Annotated in this window: 12 protein-coding genes and 3 pseudogenes; 6 read left to right on the forward strand and 9 right to left on the reverse strand. The window is 68.1% G+C overall.

The window, feature by feature from the left end; translation table 11 throughout:
• Window positions 1–27: 27 nt before the first annotated feature.
• From OG303_RS49985 to OG303_RS49995, 3 genes are all read right to left on the reverse strand, one after another.
• Window positions 28–1896, reverse strand: coding sequence for a glycoside hydrolase domain-containing protein (locus OG303_RS49985; protein WP_405876879.1), 1869 nt, complete (start codon window positions 1894–1896; stop codon window positions 28–30).
• A gap of 152 nt (window positions 1897–2048) precedes the next feature.
• Window positions 2049–5018, reverse strand: a complete 2970-nt coding sequence (locus OG303_RS49990; RefSeq protein WP_405877875.1) for a TIM-barrel domain-containing protein — start codon at window positions 5016–5018, stop codon at window positions 2049–2051.
• Between the two features lie 415 nt (window positions 5019–5433).
• The gene (locus tag OG303_RS49995; protein WP_405876881.1) at window positions 5434–6333 is read right to left on the reverse strand and encodes an SIS domain-containing protein; all 900 of its coding nucleotides are present in this window, start codon (window positions 6331–6333) and stop codon (window positions 5434–5436) included.
• Window positions 6334–6506: 173 nt separating this feature from the next.
• Between OG303_RS49995 and OG303_RS50000 the strand changes: the two genes are divergently transcribed.
• Genes OG303_RS50000 through OG303_RS50010 form a run of 3 tightly spaced genes read left to right on the forward strand, consistent with a single transcriptional unit; the run spans window position 6507 to window position 9642 of the window.
• Window positions 6507–7787 carry an extracellular solute-binding protein gene (locus OG303_RS50000; protein ID WP_405876883.1) on the forward strand — a complete coding sequence of 427 codons (1281 nt, stop codon included), beginning with the start codon at window positions 6507–6509 and terminating at the stop codon, window positions 7785–7787.
• A 5-nt stretch (window positions 7788–7792) separates the two neighbouring features.
• Window positions 7793–8758: a carbohydrate ABC transporter permease gene (locus OG303_RS50005; protein WP_405876885.1), complete on the forward strand. Its 966-nt coding sequence runs from the start codon at window positions 7793–7795 to the stop codon at window positions 8756–8758.
• 56 nt (window positions 8759–8814) lie between these two features.
• A complete protein-coding gene (locus OG303_RS50010) occupies window positions 8815–9642 on the forward strand; it encodes a carbohydrate ABC transporter permease (protein ID WP_405876887.1) in 828 nt (275 codons plus the stop codon).
• Between the two features lie 68 nt (window positions 9643–9710).
• Here the strand turns inward: OG303_RS50010 and OG303_RS50015 are convergent, their stop codons facing one another.
• Complete coding sequence (locus OG303_RS50015; RefSeq protein WP_405876889.1) at window positions 9711–10499, reverse strand: DeoR/GlpR family DNA-binding transcription regulator; 789 nt, start codon at window positions 10497–10499, stop codon at window positions 9711–9713.
• Between the two features lie 176 nt (window positions 10500–10675).
• Between OG303_RS50015 and OG303_RS50020 the strand changes: the two are divergent.
• Window positions 10676–11516 (forward strand): annotated as a pseudogene (locus tag OG303_RS50020) (class II fructose-bisphosphate aldolase).
• A gap of 315 nt (window positions 11517–11831) precedes the next feature.
• Here OG303_RS50020 and OG303_RS50025 read toward each other — a convergent pair.
• The 3 genes and pseudogenes from OG303_RS50025 to OG303_RS50035 all read right to left on the reverse strand — a co-directional run.
• A pseudogene (locus tag OG303_RS50025) lies at window positions 11832–12137 on the reverse strand (transposase); the annotation flags it as partial.
• Between the two features lie 659 nt (window positions 12138–12796).
• Entirely contained in the window at window positions 12797–13525 is a 729-nt protein-coding gene (locus tag OG303_RS50030; protein WP_405876891.1) for a spermidine synthase, read from the reverse strand.
• 103 nt (window positions 13526–13628) lie between these two features.
• Window positions 13629–15314: a ribonuclease J gene (locus OG303_RS50035; RefSeq protein WP_405876893.1), complete on the reverse strand. Its 1686-nt coding sequence runs from the start codon at window positions 15312–15314 to the stop codon at window positions 13629–13631.
• A 480-nt stretch (window positions 15315–15794) separates the two neighbouring features.
• On the opposite strand from OG303_RS50035, the pseudogene OG303_RS50040 reads away from it, so the two are divergent.
• A pseudogene (locus OG303_RS50040) lies at window positions 15795–16351 on the forward strand (transposase family protein); the annotation flags it as partial.
• A gap of 545 nt (window positions 16352–16896) precedes the next feature.
• Here the strand turns inward: OG303_RS50040 and OG303_RS50045 are convergent.
• Entirely contained in the window at window positions 16897–17532 is a 636-nt protein-coding gene (locus OG303_RS50045) for a hypothetical protein (RefSeq protein WP_405876895.1), read from the reverse strand.
• A gap of 297 nt (window positions 17533–17829) precedes the next feature.
• Between OG303_RS50045 and OG303_RS50050 the strand changes: the two genes are divergently transcribed.
• On the forward strand, window positions 17830–18009 hold the full coding sequence (locus OG303_RS50050) for a hypothetical protein (RefSeq protein WP_405876897.1): 180 nt from the start codon (window positions 17830–17832) through the stop codon (window positions 18007–18009).
• Between the two features lie 87 nt (window positions 18010–18096).
• Here the strand turns inward: OG303_RS50050 and OG303_RS50055 are convergent, their stop codons facing one another.
• A complete protein-coding gene (locus OG303_RS50055) occupies window positions 18097–18366 on the reverse strand; it encodes a hypothetical protein (RefSeq protein WP_405876899.1) in 270 nt (89 codons plus the stop codon).
• Window positions 18367–18436 lie beyond the last annotated feature (70 nt).

Below are 18436 nucleotides of genomic sequence, written 5' to 3' on the forward strand. Positions count from 1 at the left end.
CAAGCAGCAGAGATCTCCACCTGCCTTTCATGACGTCAGCCCCTTCACGACTGCCGCCCGCGCGGTCTCGATGTCGTTGACGTCCTTCGTCCGGCCGTCAAGGTTGCGGGTCGCGGTGGTGAGCGCGTCGGTCAGCGCGTCGCTGTCGGTGCCGCCGTCCTTCTTCCGCAGCTGGGCGATGAGTTCGTAGTCCTCGATGCCCTCCTTCAGCTGCTCCCAGCGGATGCTGGACATCGGGCCGTCCTTGCCCGGGTAGACCAGGTACTCGTCGCCCTGCGTGAAGATGTGCACCGGCTGCTTGAAGGGATCGCTGGTCCAGCTGTTGTACGACCAGCGCAGGAAGCCGTCCAGATCCCGCTGGGCGGAGATCCAGGGCAGCATCCGCGACTCGACGGCGGGGGAGTAGGACAGCGTGTTCGGGTGGGCCGGCGAGCCGTACACGTAGAAGGTCGTGATCTTGCCGGCCTTGCGCCGTTCCGCCACCTTCTCCTTCGTCATCGCGTCGATGCCGCCCCAGTCGACGGACAGGTTGGACGCGACGCCTTCGGTGTTGATCGAACCTGCCACGGCGATACGGTCGTCGAAGGCCGGCGCGACCTCGTGGACGAAGTTCTTGACGACCGTCATGGTGTCGATGGGCCGCTCGTCGAAGGACAGGTAGGTGTCGTTCAGCCAGCCCTTGGCCTTCAGGTGCTTCTCGAAGGCCGGAAGGAACGTTCCCCACGCCTGACGCCAGCGGTCGCCGCCCAGATCGACGTTCTCGTAGACGGTCTTGCCGGTGCTGGTGTCGGTGTAGGTGAGGTGCTCCTGGTCCTGGAACGCCAGCATGGAGAAGGCGCCGATGTCGGGACCGAGACCGGCACGTCTGGCGGTCTCGACGTACTTGTCCCAGCGGCTGAAGTCGAAGGAGAACGTCTTTCCGTTCCAGGTCCAGCCCACCATGCTGGTGTACGGCGTGGCGGTCTGCGACTCCCGGGTGCCGAGCGACCACTGGTGGTGCCAGGGGTTGTCGACGATGGTGGTGTTGATGACCTTCTGGCCGCGCGAGGCCAGGTCGCGGTCGTACTTGTCGATCAGCTTCCAGTGCTCGTCGGACCAGAGCTTGACGCCGTGGTTCTTGGCCATCGTCTCCGGCTGCGCCCATACGTCGAGGAAGAAGCTGTAGTCCTTCGGGTCCGGCACGCTCGCGTCCGCGACCTCGATGGTCAGCGGGTACGTGCTCTGGGTGCGGCCGTCGGCGTTGACCTTCACCGTGCCGGTGTAGGTGCCGGGCTTGGCCCCCTTGGGGATGTGGAAGGTGAACCAGAGTGGCTGCGCGGCGTACGCGGGTACGTCCACCGACGAACCCTCCTGCAGGGGGTCGCCGACCACATCGGGGTTACGGTCGCCGGACACCTCCTTGCCGGAGCTGACCTGGTCGATGGTGGCGGACCAGTCGACCTCGCTCTTGGAGCGCTGCACGGGCACGTATTTGACGAACCGGACCTGGGTGTCGGCACCGGACAGCTTCGTACCGTCGGGCCCGGTGAGGTCGCCGACCACGGCCTTGACGTCGTCGAGGTTGTGGCCGGAGGCGATCGCCAGCTGCGCCGAGACCTGCTCGTTGCGGACGGCGGAGAGCTTCAGCTCCTTGGTGTCCTTGCCCTGGATGGGGGTCATCGGGTAGCGCGGGACCCGCTCCTCCGCGGAGCCGGCGAAGGAGCCGGTGGGAACCCAGGTGATGGTGTCCCTGGTGCCCATGGCGTCGGCGACCTTGACGGTCAGCCAGGTGGTGGTGGCCTTGGAATTGAGGTCGGTGCTGGTGGTCGCCGTACCGGTGACGGCGATCGCGGTGGTGCTCGCGGCCACGACGACGCCGGCGACGAAGCCGGCGGCGAGTGAGGACGTACGTGCCATGGGGCTGGGGTCCCTCTCTCACGGAGGTGCAGGGAGTGGTCCTCGGCGGGTCCTGGGGGGCGGGAGGACTGCCGGTAGGCCGGGGTGGTCCCCGGCAGGCCATCAGGGGGAGGAGGGGCCTGCCGGGAAACCGGGAGGGTGATACCGGTGGGTCAGGAGGTGACGGTGAATCCGCTGAAGACGGCTTCGATGTCCTCGCCGGGGTAGTTGACGTTGGCCGCGCTGGCGACCATTCCGGCGTCTTCGGTGCCGGAAGCCGAGGGCACCTGGGCGGTGCCGACCTGCGACCAGGTCTGGCCGTCCTTGCTGGCGTACGCGGTGTAGGTGGTGCCGTCCCGGGTCAGCTTGAGATACGCCGGGTGGTAGGTGGCGCCGCCGCCCGCCCAGGTGTCGAGCTTCCCGTCGCCGTCGCTGTCGGTCATGAACTCCAAGCCGTAGCTCTGGGTCATGACCAGCACCGCGTAACCGCCCTTCTCGGGTGCGGTCAGGTCGTTGGCGAGGGCGATGCCCGCCTTGCCGACCGGTGAGGCGCTGTTCTGGGAGACCAACTGGGCCTGCACGGTGGACTTTTCCCCGGCCGCGTCGTCGCGGTAGATGACGCCCTTCTCGTCCTTCCAGCCGGACAGGTCCTGGCCGCCCGCCCAGATGGCGAACTGGTCACCGGCCTGGGCGTATTGGGGGTCCTCGGAGGTGGTGTCGGCCGTCAGGTACGGCGCCTGCACGCTGCTCGGGGCGGCCTTCACCTGCGCCTGCACGGTGTCGGACACCTTCGTCGAGCCCTTGGACCCGGTGTAGGTGGCGGTGCCGGTGAGGTCATGGCTGCCCCAACGGGCGTCCTCGGCCGGGGTCACCGTCCAGATGGTGGTGAGCGTGGCGCCGTTCTTGAGGGAGCTCGCGGTGGTCGGACCGGCCGACTTGGCGCTCCAGCCTTCGGGCAGGTCAAGGGCCGCCTTGACGCTCTTGATGGTCCCGGTGCTCCAGTTGGTCACGTCGGTGGTCACCTGGAACGGCTTGCCGGCGTCGGTGGCCGGGGCGTCCGGGGTGATCAGGACGGAGGCGGCCGGAGCGTCGTCGCGCTTGAGCGCCTTGATGGCCTTGTCGGCGCCCTGGGCCTTGAGGTTGACGAAGGCCGGGGTGACGCCGAGCGGCGCCGCGTACCCCTTGAGGGTCTGGGGACCGCGGATCATCGTGCCCTGGTTCACGTCGTACCAGGTGCCCGGCGGCAGATGGACGGAGCGGGTGCCTCCGGTGCTCAGCTTGGGCGCGGCCAGCACGGCCGGACCGAGCATCCACTCGTCGGCGACCGTGTAACTCGCCTCGTCCTTCGGGAAGTCGAAGAACAGCGGCCGCATGATCGGATCACCGGTCTTCAGCGTGTTCTGCACCTGGTCCCAGATGTAGGGGGCGAGCTTCTCGTGCGTCTTGATCGCCTGCCGGTAGAGGTCGACCGTCTCCTGGTCGTAGTCCACCTTCTGCCCGGTGGTGGTGTCGTTGGTGTCCACCGGCGAGGTCGAGGCGTACATCAGCGGCATCAGTGAGGCGGATTGAGCCCACCGCACCAGTACGTCCTTCGTCGGTGCGGGCTGGCCGCCGGAGCCGCCGATCATGTCGGACTCGACGAACGGGTAGCCGATGGTGGAGATCGCCAGGTTCTGGGAGGCGGAGGCGCGCAGGGAGTCCCAGCCGGTGCCCTTGTCGACCTGACGGGTGACGAAGCCGGCCTCGTGGGCCGTCTTGTTCCAGTGCACCCGGATGCCGGCGCCCTGGAGGTCGAACTCGTCGGCGAGCTGCGTGCCGAGCTTCTGGTAGTCCGTGACCTGGGAGCCCTCGCGCGGCGCGCACCTCTCGTCGAAGAAGCGCGTGTCGAACTTCAGCCCGTCGATGTCGTACGTGTCCATGAGGGACTTGAGGTTGCCCTCGTACCAGGCCTTGGCGTCGGGGTTGGCCAGGTCGATGATTCCCGCCTCGCCGTTCCACCAGGTCACGTCACACGGCTTGGTCTTGTCCTTGGCGTCCATGAGCAGATAGCCGTGGTCGACCGCGTACTGGTAGTTGGCGGAGTCCAGGTTGATCCACAGGGTGACCCAGACGCCGAAGTCGAACCCCATGTCGTGGATCTTCTTGGAGAGGCCCTTGGGATCGGGGAAGGTCTTGGGATCCCAGGTCAGATTGCCGTAGTTCGACTCCCACTTGTCGTCGAGCTGGATGGTGTGCCCGTCCAGCCCGTTGTCGTGGAGGTCGGTGGCGTAGTCGAGGAGTTTCTCCTGGTCGACCTTGGTGTAGAACTGCGCCCAGGAATTCCACAGCGGCTTGGCGTACTGCTCGTAGGGGGCGTCGGACTTGGTGGGCTTGCCCACGATGCCGATGTAGTCGCGGTAGACCTCCAGCGGGGTCGACTCGACGAACACGGTGGCCTTGTAGGTGTCGGGCGACTCGACGACGAAGCTGCCGAGGCCGTCCTTGCCCTTGTTGAGCGCCACGTCCATGACATTTCCGGTGTCGACGCGCAGCCCGGTCGACTTGGACGTGTACCAGAACGGGTCGATCATGTGGTAGGACGCCGGGCCGAAGGTCGGGTGGTCGACCTCGCCGGCGTCCAGCGGCCAGGGCTGGTCGGTGCCGGGACCGCCCTGCGGGGTCTCCGCCTCGCCGTGGCCGTACCAGTGACCGGCCGACGACAGGTCGTAGGTGAGGCCCAGTTGCTTCGGTGCGCCGCCTCGGACGTCCCAGTCGAGCTGGTAGCGGTCGGCGCCGGGGGTGATCCGGGCCTCCACCGTGGCGCCGTCGAGCGTGCTGTCGGCGGTGACGGTCAGGACGCCGTTCTTCCACGTCCAGTCGGTGACGCCGGTCGCGTGCTGCCACGCGCCGTCGGCCGTGGTGAAACGCAGGGCGCCGGTGTCGCCGGACGTGGTGGCGAGCACGGTCTTCCCGGCGCGGCGCGTGGTCAGGGCGAGTTCGTCGGTGGCCACGTCGAGGGTGTAGCCCGGGGTGTTGGCCGAGGCCGGCACGGAGACCGTGACGGCGTTCGCGGTGCGGGTCACCTTCGGACCGGCGGTGGCGGCGGTGGAGGTGGTGGCGGCCGTGGCCGCGGCGGTGGAGCCGGTGAGGGGCGCCATCAGCATGGCGGCGGTCAGTGCGGCAGCGAGCAACAGGCCGCCGGGACTGCTCAATCGGGCGTGCACTCGTGTCCTCCTGTCGGACAGGACGGTGGCTCAAGAGCGGCGGTGCGTGGTGCCGGTGGCGTGCGGAGCGCACGGTCACGACGAAGCGCGGTGCCCGCCGGGGCTGCGGTCTGCTTGATTCTGCGTGCAGATGCAAGATTCGAAGCAATTTCGCACATGCTCTTGCGGGAATCGCCACCTGTCAACATGCGGGGCACGCGGCGTCCCGAGTGCCCCGAGGGCTGTCGTGGAGCGGCTGTTGTCCCTGGTGGCGGTCGGTTCCCGGGCCCGCCGACCGGCCTCGGCGGGCCCGGAAACCGTTCGTAACGGACACGTAAATTCTGTGGCGCCCGAGATCCTTCCGGGGGACGCCCGGTCAGGCCAGGATCACGGAACGGGTCAGATGGCGCGGATTGTCCGGGTCCAGCCCGCGTGCCGAGGCGAGGGCGGAGGCCAGCCGGTGCACCACGACCAGATCTGCCAGCGGGTCCCGGCCGAGTACCACCAACTGCCCGCCCGTGTCCGCGATCTCGTCGGCGAGGCCGGACGGCAGGGCCGCCGGGTCCCCGAACCACCACGCCACGCGGCCGGGTGCGGTGACGCTGATCGGACCGTGCCGGTACTCCATCACCGGGTAGGCCTCGGTCCAGGCGCCCGCCGCCTCGCGCATCTTCAGCGCCGCCTCCTGGGCGATCCCGTAGGCCCAGCCCTGCCCCAGGAAGGTGAACTGCTCGGCCTCCAACACCCCGGCCGGCAGCGGTTCGTCCAGCGCCGAGTGCCCCTGCTGCGGCAGATGCTCCAGGTCCTCGCCCAAGTGGGCCCGCAGGAGCACCAGTTCGGTGCTGGCGAACCGGGTCTGGACGACCGAGGTCTCGTCGGCGAAGTCGAGCACGACGACGGCGTCCGCCGGCCCCGTCACCGGTGACTGCGGCACCGCGGTCACCGCGGTCGTGGGAGTGTGCCCGCGCAGTCGGCCGAGCAGTTCCAGTACTTCGGTCGTGGTGCCGGACCGGGTCAGCGCGACCACCCGGTCGTAGGCCCGCCCGTCCGGCATCTCGGAGGCGGGGAAGGCATCGGTCTCGCCGTGGCCGCCCGACTCCCGCAGTGCCGCGTACGCCTGGGCGATGAACCAGGACGTCCCGCAGCCGACGACGGCGACCCGCTCGCCGGGCCGGGGCAGCGAGGCGGAGACGGGACCGTCGGGCCGCCGGGTCAGTGCCACGGCCTTGCGCCAGCAGTCGGGCTGGGTGGCGATCTCGATGTCGGTCTGACTCATCGGGGACTCCCCTCTTGGGCGCACGGCGTGACCGATACGTGATGCGACGGCCCTTGACACTGTGCGCGTTTCATTGAGCATCATGTCGTTCGATGATTGATAGCACCAGCAATCGAGCATAAACGAGCAAGCGGGCGCGCAATCAGGCGAGCACGCGCTTGACCAAGCACGCCATGCGTGCGGAGAGGTACTCCGTGAAACGGCACCTCGCGGGCATCGCCGGGGGTACGGCCCTGGCTCTGGCCCTCACCGGCTGCGGCAAGGGCAGCTCCTCGGACAGCGGCGGATCCGACGGCAAGACGATCAAGTTCGTCGCGGCGAAGTACGACGACGACACCCAGGCCTACTGGACTGCGCTGATCAAGGACTTCGAAAAGGCGAACCCCGGCTACCGGGTGAACCTCGAAGTCGTCGACTGGGAGCAGATGGACTCCAAGGTCAAGACGTACGTCCAGACCAAGCAGGAACCGGACGTCCTCAACTACAACAAGTTCTCCGACTTCGCCCGGGACGGCCTGGTCTACAAGGCGCGGGACGTCGTCTCCCCCAAGGTGCTGGCCGACTTCCTCCCGCTGTTCCGGCAGAAGGCGCAGTACAAGGGGGCCCAGTACGGCCTGCCCTTCATCTCCAGCGCGCGCCTGTTCTTCTACAACAAGGACATCTTCGCCAAGGCGGGGATAGCCCGGCCGCCGTCCACCTGGGCCGAGGTCGAGGCCGATGCCAAGAAGATCAAGCAGGCCGGTTACATCGGTCTCGGGCTGCCCCTGGGCCCCGAGGAGGCGCAGGCCGAGTTCCAGATCTGGGCGATGAACAACGGCGGGGGCTGGACCGACCCCTCGGGCAAGTGGGCGATCGACCAGCAGGCCAACGTCGACACGCTCAGCTACCTGCGGAAACTGACGAAGGAAAAGGTCACCCAGCCCAACCCGGAGGCCACCAACCGCAAGGACGTCTTCAACCAGTTCGCCCAGGGCAAGATCGGCATGCTCAACGGGGCGGTCTTCATGCGGAAGGGCTTCATCGACCCGGTCGACGCCAAACTGAACTACGGCGTCGCGGCCCTGCCCAGCAAGGACGGCAGCACGCACAAGACGCTCGGCGTGCAGGACTACCTCGTCGCGTTCAAGAAGAGCGACGGGTCGAACAAGGCGGGGGTGAAGAAGTTCCTCGACTTCTTCTACCAGAAGGAGAACGCCGCCAAGTTCGTCTCCACCGAGGGGTTCCTGTCGGTCACCGAGTCGGCCGGTCAGGTGCTCAGCTCCGACAGCCAGAACGCCGCCTACTACAAGCCGTTCGTCGACGCCCTCTCCAGCGCCGAGTTCGCCCCCGCCGACGACCCGGCGTGGGCCGCGGTCGACGGTGCGGTGAAGCAGCGCATCGGCACGGGGGTGGCGGGCGGCGACCCGGCGAAGGTCCTGGGCGAGATCCAGAAGACCGCGCAGAAGGGCGACTGACTTCGGTGGCCGTACACGATGTCACCGCAAGCGCCACCGGGGCCGAACAACCGGCCCCGGTGGCGCCGGCGCCGTCCCCGCCGCGCCGCCGTCGCAGGACATGGCGCGCGCTCGAACCCCTGTTGTGGCTCGGGCCCGCGACCCTCCTCATCCTGACCATGGTCGTCTGGCCGATCATCGAGATGATCCGTACGTCCCTGACGAAGGTGAGCTCCACCGGACTGTCCGAGGGATTCGCCGGCCTTGGCAACTACACCGATCTGTTCGCCGAGGGCGACCTGCCCGGAGTGCTGCTGCGCACCGTCGTATGGGTCGTCGGGGTCGTCACCGTCACGATCCTGGTCTCCCTCGGCCTGGCCCAACTGCTGAACGCGAGCTTCCCGGGGCGTCGGCTGGTGCGGTGGGCGATGATCGTGCCCTGGGCCTCGTCCGTGCTGATGACGGCGCTCATCTGGCGCTGGATGCTCAACAACTTCTACGGCGTGGTCAACCGGCTGCTCATGGACATCGGGGCGCTCGACGCCCCCGTCAACTGGCTGGCCCATCCGGGGCAGGCCCTCGTGGCGATGATGGGCGTGGCGGTGTTCGTCTCGCTGCCGTTCACCTCGTTCGTCCTGCTGGCCGGTCTGCAGAGCATCCCCGGCGAGGTGTACGAGGCGGCGCGGGTGGACGGCGCAGGCCCGGTCCGCGCCTACCTGAGCATCACCCTGCCGCTGCTGCGGCCCTCGCTGGTGGTCGCCGCGATCATCAACGTCATCAACGTGTTCAACTCGTTCCCCATCATCTGGGCCATGACGCGCGGAGGCCCCGGCTTCAGCACCGACACGACCACCACCTATCTGTACAAACTCGCCTTCGACAACCAGTCGGTGGGGGAGTCGGCCGCCATGGCCGTCGTCAACTTCGGGCTGGTCCTCGCCGTGGTGCTGGTCTATCTGCGCGTCGTCCGCCGACAGGAGGACACCGCGTGAGCAGAACCGCCGTCAGTCCCCGCACCTCCACGCCGCGCAGGAGGCGGCCACGACCGATGAAACTGCGCACCGTCCTGCTCACCGCGGCCGGCTGGCTGGTGGCGCTCGCGTTTCTCGCGCCCTACGCGGAAATGCTGCTGACGGCGCTCAAACCGACGCCCGAACTGATGAAGTCCCCGCCGTCCTATGTGCCCTCGCACTGGCAGTGGTCGAACTTCACGCAGATCTGGTCGCTCACCGACCCGCGCGTCGGGGACGCGCTGCTGTTCTCGCTGTACGTCGCCGGGGCGTCGACGCTGCTCGCCCTGGCCGTCGGGCTGCCCGCCGCGTACTACACCGCACGGCACCGGTTCCGCGGGCGCGGGGCCTTCCTGATCCTCGTGCTCGTCACCCAGATGTTCGCGCCGACAGCGCTCCTGGTCGGCATCTACCGGGAGATGGTCAGCCTCGACCTGACCGACACCGCCGAGGGCCTCATCCTGGTGAACGCGGCGTTCAACCTGCCGTTCTGCGTGTGGATCCTCAACGCGTACTTCGCGAGCATCCCCAAGGAACTGGAGGAGGCGGCCTGGCTCGACGGCACCGGACGGTTCGGCGCCCTCACCCGTGTCATCCTGCCCCTCGCGATGCCCGGTGTGGTGACCGCGCTCGTCTACACCTTCATCGGCGCGTGGAACGAGTACGTGGTGGCGCTCACGATCACCTCGTCCGGCAACCGGATGACGCTCACCAGGGCGATCCCCGGCTTCGTCACCTCGTACCACGAGCAGTGGCAGTACCTGTTCGCCACCTCGATCGTCGCGATCGTGCCCGTGGTGGTGCTGTTCGTCTTCGTGGAGCGCTACCTCGTCGCCGGCCTGACGGCGGGCGGCGTGCGCGGATGACGCCGGGATCCGCGTCGGAGCCGGGGCCGGGGCCGTCGCCGGGGCCGGTGCGGGACCGGCGCCCGGTGTCAGGCGCGGATGACCTCCACACCGGCCGCCTCGAACGACTCGGTCAGTTCGTCCGAGGCGGCCTTGTCGGTCACCAGGACGTCGATGTCCGCCACCGGGCAAATGCGGGCGAAGGCCCGCCGGTTCAGCTTGGAGGAGTCGGCGACCGCGATGACCTGCTGCGCTCGGCGGGCCAGCGCCCGGTTGATGCTGGCCTCGCCCTCGTGGTGGGCGGTCGCCCCGTGGGCCACGTCGATGGCGTCCACTCCGATGAAGACCTGGTCCAGTGCGATCTCCGCGAGCAGTTCGGTGGCCAGCGGTCCGATCAGCTCATAGGACGCAGGGCGGGCCACCCCGCCGGTCACCACGAGCTTGACGTGACGTCGTACGACCAGTTCGTTGGCGATGTTCAGGGCGTTGGTCACCACGGTGACCGCTGTTTCCGCGCCGCCGGAACTCAGGTCGGCGCGGGTGGCCAGTGCTCGCGCCACCTCGGTGGTCGTGGTGCCGCCGTTCAGCCCCACGACGGCGCCGGCCTTCACCAGCCCGGCGGCCGCGTCCGCGATCCGCTCCTTCTCCGGAGCCTTGCGCGCGGCCTTGTAGCGCAGTGGCAGGTCATAGGCGATCGCGTTGATCACGGCTCCGCCGTGCGTGCGGGTGACCATCTGCTGGCGGGCCAGCTCGTCGAGGTCGCGCCTGATGGTCGCGGCGGAGACGCGCAACTCCTCGGCAGCCGACTCGACTTCGATCCGCCCGTCGCGCGTCAGCATCTCCAGCAGCGCGCTCCACCGGGCCTGCGGTGCCGCCATGTCTCACAACTCCCTGTCGGTGGTGTGCGCCACGAAGTGCGCACCTCAATGAAACCACAGCGCATGATTGGGTGCTTTATGGTCGCCAAACGAGCAAAACCCTGCACTTCCCGCAAAATCCTGCGCCTGCCCCTGCCGCTGTCGCGGTCCTCGCATGCCCCGACAGGAGGCCGGCCGTGCCGCTGACTCCCACAGCCGACGTGGTGAGCTCCGCGTACCGCGACGGAGGGGCCGTCGGCGCGCTCAACGTGATCACCCTGGAGCACGCCGAGGCCGTGGTCACCGGGGCGGAAGCCGCGGGCCGCCCGGTCATCTGCCAGATCAGCGAGAACGCCGTGCGGTTCCACGGCAGCCGGCTCGCCCCGATAGCCCGCGCCACCGCAGCGCTCGCCGAGACGGCCGCCGTGCCCGTGGCGCTGCACCTCGACCACGTCACCGACGAAGCGCTGCTGCACCGCGCCGCGGACTGTGGCTTCGGATCCGTCATGTTCGACGCGTCCGCGCTGCCGCACGCCCAGAACGTCGCCGCCACACGCGCGGCGGCCCAGTGGGCACACGCACAGGGTCTGTGGCTGGAGGCGGAACTCGGCGAGATCGGTGGCAAGGACGGAGTGCACGCACCCTCGGCACGTACGGACCCCGACCAGACGCGCGACTTCGTGTCCGCCACCGGGGTCGATGCACTGGCCGTCGCGGTCGGCAGCTCCCACGCGATGACCACGCGCACCGCCCGGCTGGACCACGATCTCATCGCCCGCCTCGCCAAGGCGGTCCCCGTACCGCTGGTCCTGCACGGCTCGACGGGCGTGCCCGACGCGGAGCTCAGGCAGGCGGTGGCGGCCGGAATGGTCAAGATCAACATTGGTACGGCACTGAAGGCCGCCTTCACCGGAGCGGTCCGCGGCACCCGCGACGGTCGACCCCCGGCCGGCCCTCACCGTGGCGCGCCTGGCGATGGCCGATGCCGTGACTTCGGCGCTGCGGACCCTGTCGGGCGGTGGGTACGGGACGGGATGATCCGACGAGGGCCCCGCCGGGCCCGGCGGGGTGCTGAACCACTCCCGGTTCCGGCGACGTTCCGAACCGCTCCCGGGCCCGGCACCCGTCACCGCAAGGCCCGTGCCGCTCAGCAGCGAGGTGTTTCAGTAGGAGCCGCACACGCTCGCCGCACTCGATCGGGGATCGACGTGGATCTTGGGACCGGGCCCCGCGTCCGCAGAGCGTTCCCCGGCGAGGACGGCGCCGACCTCGCCGAGGCCCACGGTGGCCGCGACAAGCGGGACTGTAAGACGTTCGGCCCTGTCTCATTTCCGGTGGTGACTGAGCGTGCCGCTATCCGAGGAGGATGCGGTGGCGAAGGAGGGTGAAGCCTGCTCGTCCGTGCATCTGGCGCGCGATCCGCTTGGTCTTGGTGTTGACGCCCTCGGTGGGGCCGTTGCTGTACGGAAGCGTGAGCGCGGCGATCACGGCGTCGAGGTCCCGCTCCAGGCCCCGGGTGAAGGCGTGCAGGTGAGGCAGATCGACAGCGCGGACCTGGACGATCCAGCGCGAGAGTGCGTCGGCATTTCCTGCGCAAGGCGTCAGGAGTTGGGCGAAGCCCCCGACAACGGCGGCCAGTTGGGTCATCTCCAGGGCCGCTCGTTTGACAGACCCCCAGCACGCAGTCAAGGAACATCTCAAGAGCCGCGCTAACGTGCTCGTGCCGCCCGACCCGGGTGCCGCCGTCCTGTATGGGGCCGCGCACTACGCCTACGAACCGCACACGCGTGCACGGCGCAGCAGGCTGACCTACGGGACCTGCTACTGCCCGGAGTTCGAGGAAGGCGTCGATCCGGCTTCGCTGATCACTCGACAGCTGAGTCACCAGATGAGCGACACCCTCCAAGACCTTGACCGCGTCATCCGGATCCATCTTGCTCGTCCTCGCACCCCTCAACGAACCAGAGGACATCGACCAAAGCCTCAGCCAGAGCACGGGTCAGCGACTGGTACACAGGCATCGGAACGATCTCCCACCAGGCGGCTGATAGAGCGCGGCCATCTCACCACATGTCACTGACATCACTGTCGGTGAGGCATCCACAGAAATTGGACCAGAGCCGGGACAATCCCGCACGGGGTGTCCGGATATCCCGGCTGGCCCGCGCGCGGTGGACGAGGGCGAGATTCCCACGCCGGGTGAGGTCGATCTGATCGCCGAGCACATCGCGCCGCAGTACCGGCTCACCGTCTGGAACGGCTGTTCTGCAGTACGTGAGCGGCCGTGCCGTATCGCCCGGTCCGGTCGAGCCGTCGTCCTACGGCGAGTCCGGTGCTGTGCCGGCCAGATAGACCGTGTTGGCCGAGGTGCCGCCTTGCACGGGGTTGTCGAAGTCGATGACGTGGGCCGCCGACTGTGCGAAGACCTCCCTGAGTGCGGAGGCGAACTCCTCGTCGGGCGGGTCGTTCGACCACAGGGCGAACACCCCGCCGGGGTGGAGGTGATCGGCGAGGGCGCGGAGCCCGGCAGGCTGGTAGAGCGCCGCGTGCCGGGGATGGAGGACATGGCGCGGTGAGTGGTCGATGTCCAGCAGGATGGCGTGGAAGCGGCGGCCGGGATTCTCCGGGTCCACGCCGCTGGGGTCGGCGGCCAGTGCGAAGAAGTCCCCGTGCACCAGGCGGCAGCGGGCGTCCGACGTCAGCCGGGCCCCGAGGGGCACCAGGTGCCGCTGGTGCCAGCCGATGACTTCGGCGAGCGCGTCGATCACGGTCAGCGAGCGCACCCGGGGGTCGTCCAGGGCCGTTTGGGCGGTGTAGCCGAGCCCGAGCCCGCCGACGGCGACGTCCAGTTCGGTGTCCGGCAGCTGCGCCAGTGCGAGTTCCGTGAGCGCGATCTCGCCGGCGGTGAAGAGGCTGGACATCAGGAACTCGTCGCCGAGCTTCACCTCGTACACGTCGTCTCCCGAGACCGGGCGGCGGCGCCTGCGCAGGCTGATCTCGCCGATCGGTGTCGGTTGCCAGTCGATCTCCTCGAAGCGCAGGCTCATCCGTTCACCTTTCTGACGTTCGTGGATGCATGGGTGCCGTTACCGGCGTGGCGACGCGTGCTCCGCCGCGGTGTGGGAGCGGCGAGTTGGGGTTGCAGCCCGGTCAGGCGTCGATGACGACCGGGATGATCAGCGGCCTGCGGCGGTGGGTGCGGAACGCCCAGTTGCCCACGGCTCGGGCGATGAGCTGTTCGAGCTGGTGGGCGTCGCCGACGCCTTCCTGTGCGGCGGTGGCCAGCGTCTTCTCGATGACGGGGATCACCGGCTCGAAGGTGGTGTCGTCGTGGACGAAGCCGCGGGCCAGGAAGTCGGGGGCCTCGGCCAGGGCGCCAGTGTCGGCGTCGACGAGGGCCACGACCGTGATGACGCCCTCCTGGGCAAGGGTGACGCGGTCCTTGAGGGATGCTTCGGTGGCGCCGCCGACTTCCATGCCGTCCACGTAGACGTTGCCCGCGGGCACCTTGCCGGTGATGGAGGCGCGGCCGTCGACGAGGTCGACGACGACACCGTCCTCGGCGATCACGACCCGGTCGGGGTCGACGCCGGTGCGGATGGCGAGGTCGGCGTTGGCCCGCAGGTGACGGAACTCGCCGTGCACGGGCATGACATTGCGGGGTTGGACGATGTTGTAGCAGTAGACGAGTTCCCCGGCGCTGGCGTGCCCGGAGACATGCACCTTGGCGTTGCCCTTGTGGACGACGTTGGCACCCCACCGGGTCAAGCCGTTGATCACCCGGTAGATGGCGTTCTCGTTGCCGGGGATCAGCGAGCTGGCGAGCAGGACGGTGTCGCCCTTGCCGATGCGGATCGCGTGGTCACGGTTGGCCATCCGCGACAGGGCCGCCATCGGCTCACCCTGGGAGCCCGTGCACACCAGCGTGATCTGGCGGTCGGGGAGCTTCTCCACTTCCTTGGCGTTCACGACCAGGCCGGGCCGGACCTTGAGATAGCCCAGGTCGCGGGCGATGCCCATGTTGCGGACCATGGAGCGGCCCACGAAGGCCACCTTGCGGCCGTGCTGGTGGGCGGCGTCCAGGACCTGCTGGATGCGGTGCACATGGCTAGCGAAGCTGGAGACGATGACCCGACGCGGTGCGGTGCGCATCACCTGTTCGATCGCAGGGTTCAATTCGCGTTCGGAGGTGGTGAAGCCGGGGACCTCGGCGTTGGTGGAGTCGGTGAGGAACAGGTCCACGCCCTCCTCACCGAGGCGGGCGAAGGCGCGCAGGTCGGTGATCCGGTCGTCCAGGGGGAACTGGTCCATCTTGAAGTCACCGGTGTGCAGCACCATCCCGGCCCCGGTCCGCAAGGCCACCGCGAGCCCGTCCGGGATGGAGTGGTTGACCGCCACGAACTCGCAGTCGAACGGGCCGAAGCCGCGCCGGTCGCCCTCCCGCACGCGCACCGTGCGGGGGCTGATGCCGTGCTCCTTGAGCTTGGCCTCCAGGAAGGCAAGGGTGAGCTTCGAGCCGACGACCGGGATGTCCGCCCGCTCCCGCAGCAGATAGGGCACACCGCCGATGTGGTCCTCGTGGCCGTGGGTGAGGACGATGGCCACGATGTCGTCGAGGCGGTCCCGGATCGAGGTGAAGTCGGGCAGGATCACATCCACGCCGGGCTGGTTCTCCTCCGGGAACAGCACACCGCAGTCCACGATCAGCAGCTTGCTGGCATGCTCGAAGACGGTCATGTTCCGGCCGATTTCGCCCAGGCCCCCCAGGGCGGTCACTCTCAGCCCGCCGTCGGGCAGCGGCGGGGCGGCTTTGAGTTCTGGGTGCGGATGGCTCATACCCTCACGTTACCGAAGAGTCTGCCGGGGTGATCCACTGCCTGTGAGGCGACCCGGCGCCGGACGTTCGCGGTGATCAGCCACCCGGATGGGGGCAAGTCCACGCTGACCGAGGCCCTCGCCCTGCACGCGCAGGCGATCACCGAGTCGGGTGTTGTCGGCGTACGTCCTAAGCTCCCCAGCCGCGTACGGGTGAACGTCCGCAGTTATGTCGCGGAGGAGCACGGCTGCGGATCCTGGTTGAGATCGTCTGGCTGGCCGGAGACACTCGCACGATGAGTCGTAGTGCATTGCCCGGATCGGTCGAACGAGGTTGGGACGGCCCTTGGTACCGGGTTCGCGCGGATGTCTTCGAGGCCTCGTTCCTGCCCAGCCCGGACGAGGAATTGGACTCAGTGAACCCTTCTCATCCTGAGGTTCGAGACTGATGACGAGGGGCTGGTGGGGGTCCGTGACGTGGCAGGGCTCCTGGTCGTTCGGTTGGTGATCTCACTCATCACCGCCCGGACACAGGAGCCCTGTTGGTCGCATATCGCGCCATGATCGACGTCCCGCATGAGGTGATTGAGCACGTCTCCTGGCTCATCTACGCCCGAAGGCGTGAACTGCGCTCGCGCTGGCGGCGGCTGAGCTGCTTCCAGCAGGCCGTCCTCGTGCTGGTGCACCTGCGCAAGAACGAGACCCTGCAGCAGGTGGGAGTCGGGTTTGGTGTCTCCACCGCCACCGCCGGCCGGTATGTGACCGAGGGCGTCGACGTCCTGGCTGATCACGCTCCCACCCTGCTGGACGCGCTGCACCACCATGACCCGAACGAGTTCCTCATCCTGGACGGCACCCTGATCAGGACTGACCGCGTGGCCGCCGACGAGCCGTACTACTCGCAAAAGCACCGCTACCACGGGATGAACGTGCAGGTCCTGGCCCGCCCGGACGGTACTGCGCTGTGGTACTCACGCGCTCTGCCCGCGCGGACCCCTGCAGACCGAGCCTGCGCAGTGACTCCTCACCGCGGTTCCAGGTCAGCATGCGCAGCCCGAAGCCCTCGGTCTCCAGCGTTTCGATCTTGGAAGCGGAACGACTCCGCCCCAGCGCACCGCGAGGAGAACGACCTGCGCGAACCGGCGGTGTTTGTGAAGCGACAGTAGGATCACGGCATGCCATCCCCGACAGCCAGCCTCTACCTGCTGTCTGCCCTGCTTGTCGTGGCACTGATCGCGTTCGGCTACCTGATCCCTCCTTGGATACTCCGCCCTTCAGGGCGGAGAGGGAACGGACTCCTGCGGAGCAGGGCAGGGAAAGACGATTGGAGAACAGCCAGTCAGCCTGAGTTCTGGCAAAGGCTGAAGTCCCCACAGGCAGTGGTTGGCCTGGAGTTGGAGGACCACGACGCTCGTCGCACACCGCGACGTTGATATGCGGACCCTGGCCGAGCCGACAGCGCCTGCGAGAACTGTCTGTCCTCGCACTGCGATACGCCTGCTCACAGCGGCAGACTCCAGCCGACTGAGATTGCACGGCCGCACCGCGCGGTGTGGCAGACCGATAAAGCGTCCCAGCACCTCTAAAACAGACGGGCGAGGACCTACTCGGCAGGGCCGTCCTGGGCCTCGCCGCTTGTTGTGGGCTCGGCGGCCGGGGCCGGCGTGGTGTAGAAGACGGCCCTGCCCTGCCGTGTGCGTTGGGCCTGGTTCTTGGCCACGAGCCCTTCGAGGGTCGTGCGCACGACGGTTGCCTTGATGGTGCGCTCGGGGTGCTGCTGTCCCAGTGCGGTCGTGATTTCGGCGGCGGAACGGGGTTCGCTCTGGCCTGCCAGGTGTTCACGGACGAGGTCGACGAGCGTGGGCGAAAGTGACGACGTAGTCGGCGCCGTGGCGGTGCTCTTCTTGCTGGTCTGCTTCCGGTCTGCGGCGGCGGGCTTCTTGTCTTTTGTTTGCTTGGCCGCGCCCGGTGCCTTCGCTGCCTTCTTGCGGGGAGCAGGCACCGTCGCGACGGGTTCGGCTGCTGGCGCTGCGGGCGCCGGGATGCCGAGGGCCTGCTGGATGTTGACCAGGACGGTGTGGTCGTGCCGCAGGGCAGCCAACTGCGCCTGGAGTGCTTCGATTTCCCCGCTGAGACGTTCTTGCTCCTTGAGATTGCGTTCAAGGTCACCGGCCACCTGCGTGCTGTACTGCGAGGTCAACTCGGTGGTTTCTGCAGTGGTTTCGGACATGATGCTCATACCCCTTTCCTAGACGCCACGGTCGGCGAATAGCGAGCCCGCAGCGTATGCGAAATCTAACGCGTGTGCTTTTCCGCCTGGTGTCAGGTGAGCAGTAGCAGTTACTGCCGCACAGTTGTGTCGTAGTGATACCACGAAAGACACCTGCGCCGTTCCCTGCTGCATGGCTGAGAGACTTGCAGGCACGACTTGTTTGTGGGCCAGTGCCCAGGCGTTCCGACCGCCGGTGGTGCTGACATATTGCGCGACGGATGCGGTGAGGAGCTAGCTACCCCGGACCGGTCAGGGACACGTTTTGTGTTTGGCGAGTTCGAGACGCCGCGAGATCTCGGACCGTATTACACGCGCCAGGGCTTCACCGTGCTGCGGCCCGGGCAGGCGATCGATGTCGACACCCTGCTGGCCGGTGTGCCGATCCAGCTCGGTGCCGGGCCGGGCGAGACGTTCTTCCACCGCTGGCGCGGCCCCGTCAGGTGACCGGTCCCGCCGGTTCGCCGCGCAGCAGGTCAGGGCGGGCATCGGCCAGGGCGGCTGTTGGCGGCGGCGCTGTTCGTTGCGGAGGGCTTACACACGAGCGGTGAACTCTGCAGGGGCATCTTCGTCGCTGAGATCGAAGTACGGGCCGACTCCGAGACGGAAGGCGGGGGCCTCTTCCTCGGCCGAGTCGGCAGTCTGCTGCAAGAAGTAGCTGCGCTCCCGGAACTTGTAGTACCCCGTGAACATGGCCGCCACGGGGATGGCGAAGCTGATCAGCGTCAGGGCAGGCCCCCGCCAGGTCAGCTGCTGGCCGGTGTCCAGGGCGCCGATGGTCGTTGTGGCCGCCGACCCGCTCATGATGAGCCTTGAAGGCTTTTGTTGATGCCCCGGTACCTGCGGCTGTCGTTCGGGTACTGGCCGATGACGT

Source organism: Streptomyces sp. NBC_00005 (assembly GCF_045160215.1).
Taxonomy (GTDB): Bacteria; Actinomycetota; Actinomycetes; order Streptomycetales; family Streptomycetaceae; genus Streptomyces.

Excerpts from the sequence above, each read along its gene's own strand:
- OG303_RS49985 (WP_405876879.1), bottom strand. The coding sequence starts at position 1,896 with ATGGCACGTACGTCCTCACTCGCCGCCGGCTTCGTCGCCGGCGTCGTC.
- OG303_RS49990 (WP_405877875.1), bottom strand. The coding sequence starts at position 5,018 with ATGCTGATGGCGCCCCTCACCGGCTCCACCGCCGCGGCCACGGCCGCC.
- OG303_RS49995 (WP_405876881.1), bottom strand. The coding sequence starts at position 6,333 with ATGAGTCAGACCGACATCGAGATCGCCACCCAGCCCGACTGCTGGCGC.
- OG303_RS50000 (WP_405876883.1), top strand. The coding sequence starts at position 6,507 with ATGCGTGCGGAGAGGTACTCCGTGAAACGGCACCTCGCGGGCATCGCC.
- OG303_RS50010 (WP_405876887.1), top strand. The coding sequence starts at position 8,815 with ATGAAACTGCGCACCGTCCTGCTCACCGCGGCCGGCTGGCTGGTGGCG.
- OG303_RS50015 (WP_405876889.1), bottom strand. The coding sequence starts at position 10,499 with ATGGCGGCACCGCAGGCCCGGTGGAGCGCGCTGCTGGAGATGCTGACG.
- OG303_RS50030 (WP_405876891.1), bottom strand. The coding sequence starts at position 13,525 with ATGAGCCTGCGCTTCGAGGAGATCGACTGGCAACCGACACCGATCGGC.
- OG303_RS50035 (WP_405876893.1), bottom strand. The coding sequence starts at position 15,314 with ATGAGCCATCCGCACCCAGAACTCAAAGCCGCCCCGCCGCTGCCCGAC.
- OG303_RS50045 (WP_405876895.1), bottom strand. The coding sequence starts at position 17,532 with ATGAGCATCATGTCCGAAACCACTGCAGAAACCACCGAGTTGACCTCG.
- OG303_RS50055 (WP_405876899.1), bottom strand. The coding sequence starts at position 18,366 with ATGAGCGGGTCGGCGGCCACAACGACCATCGGCGCCCTGGACACCGGC.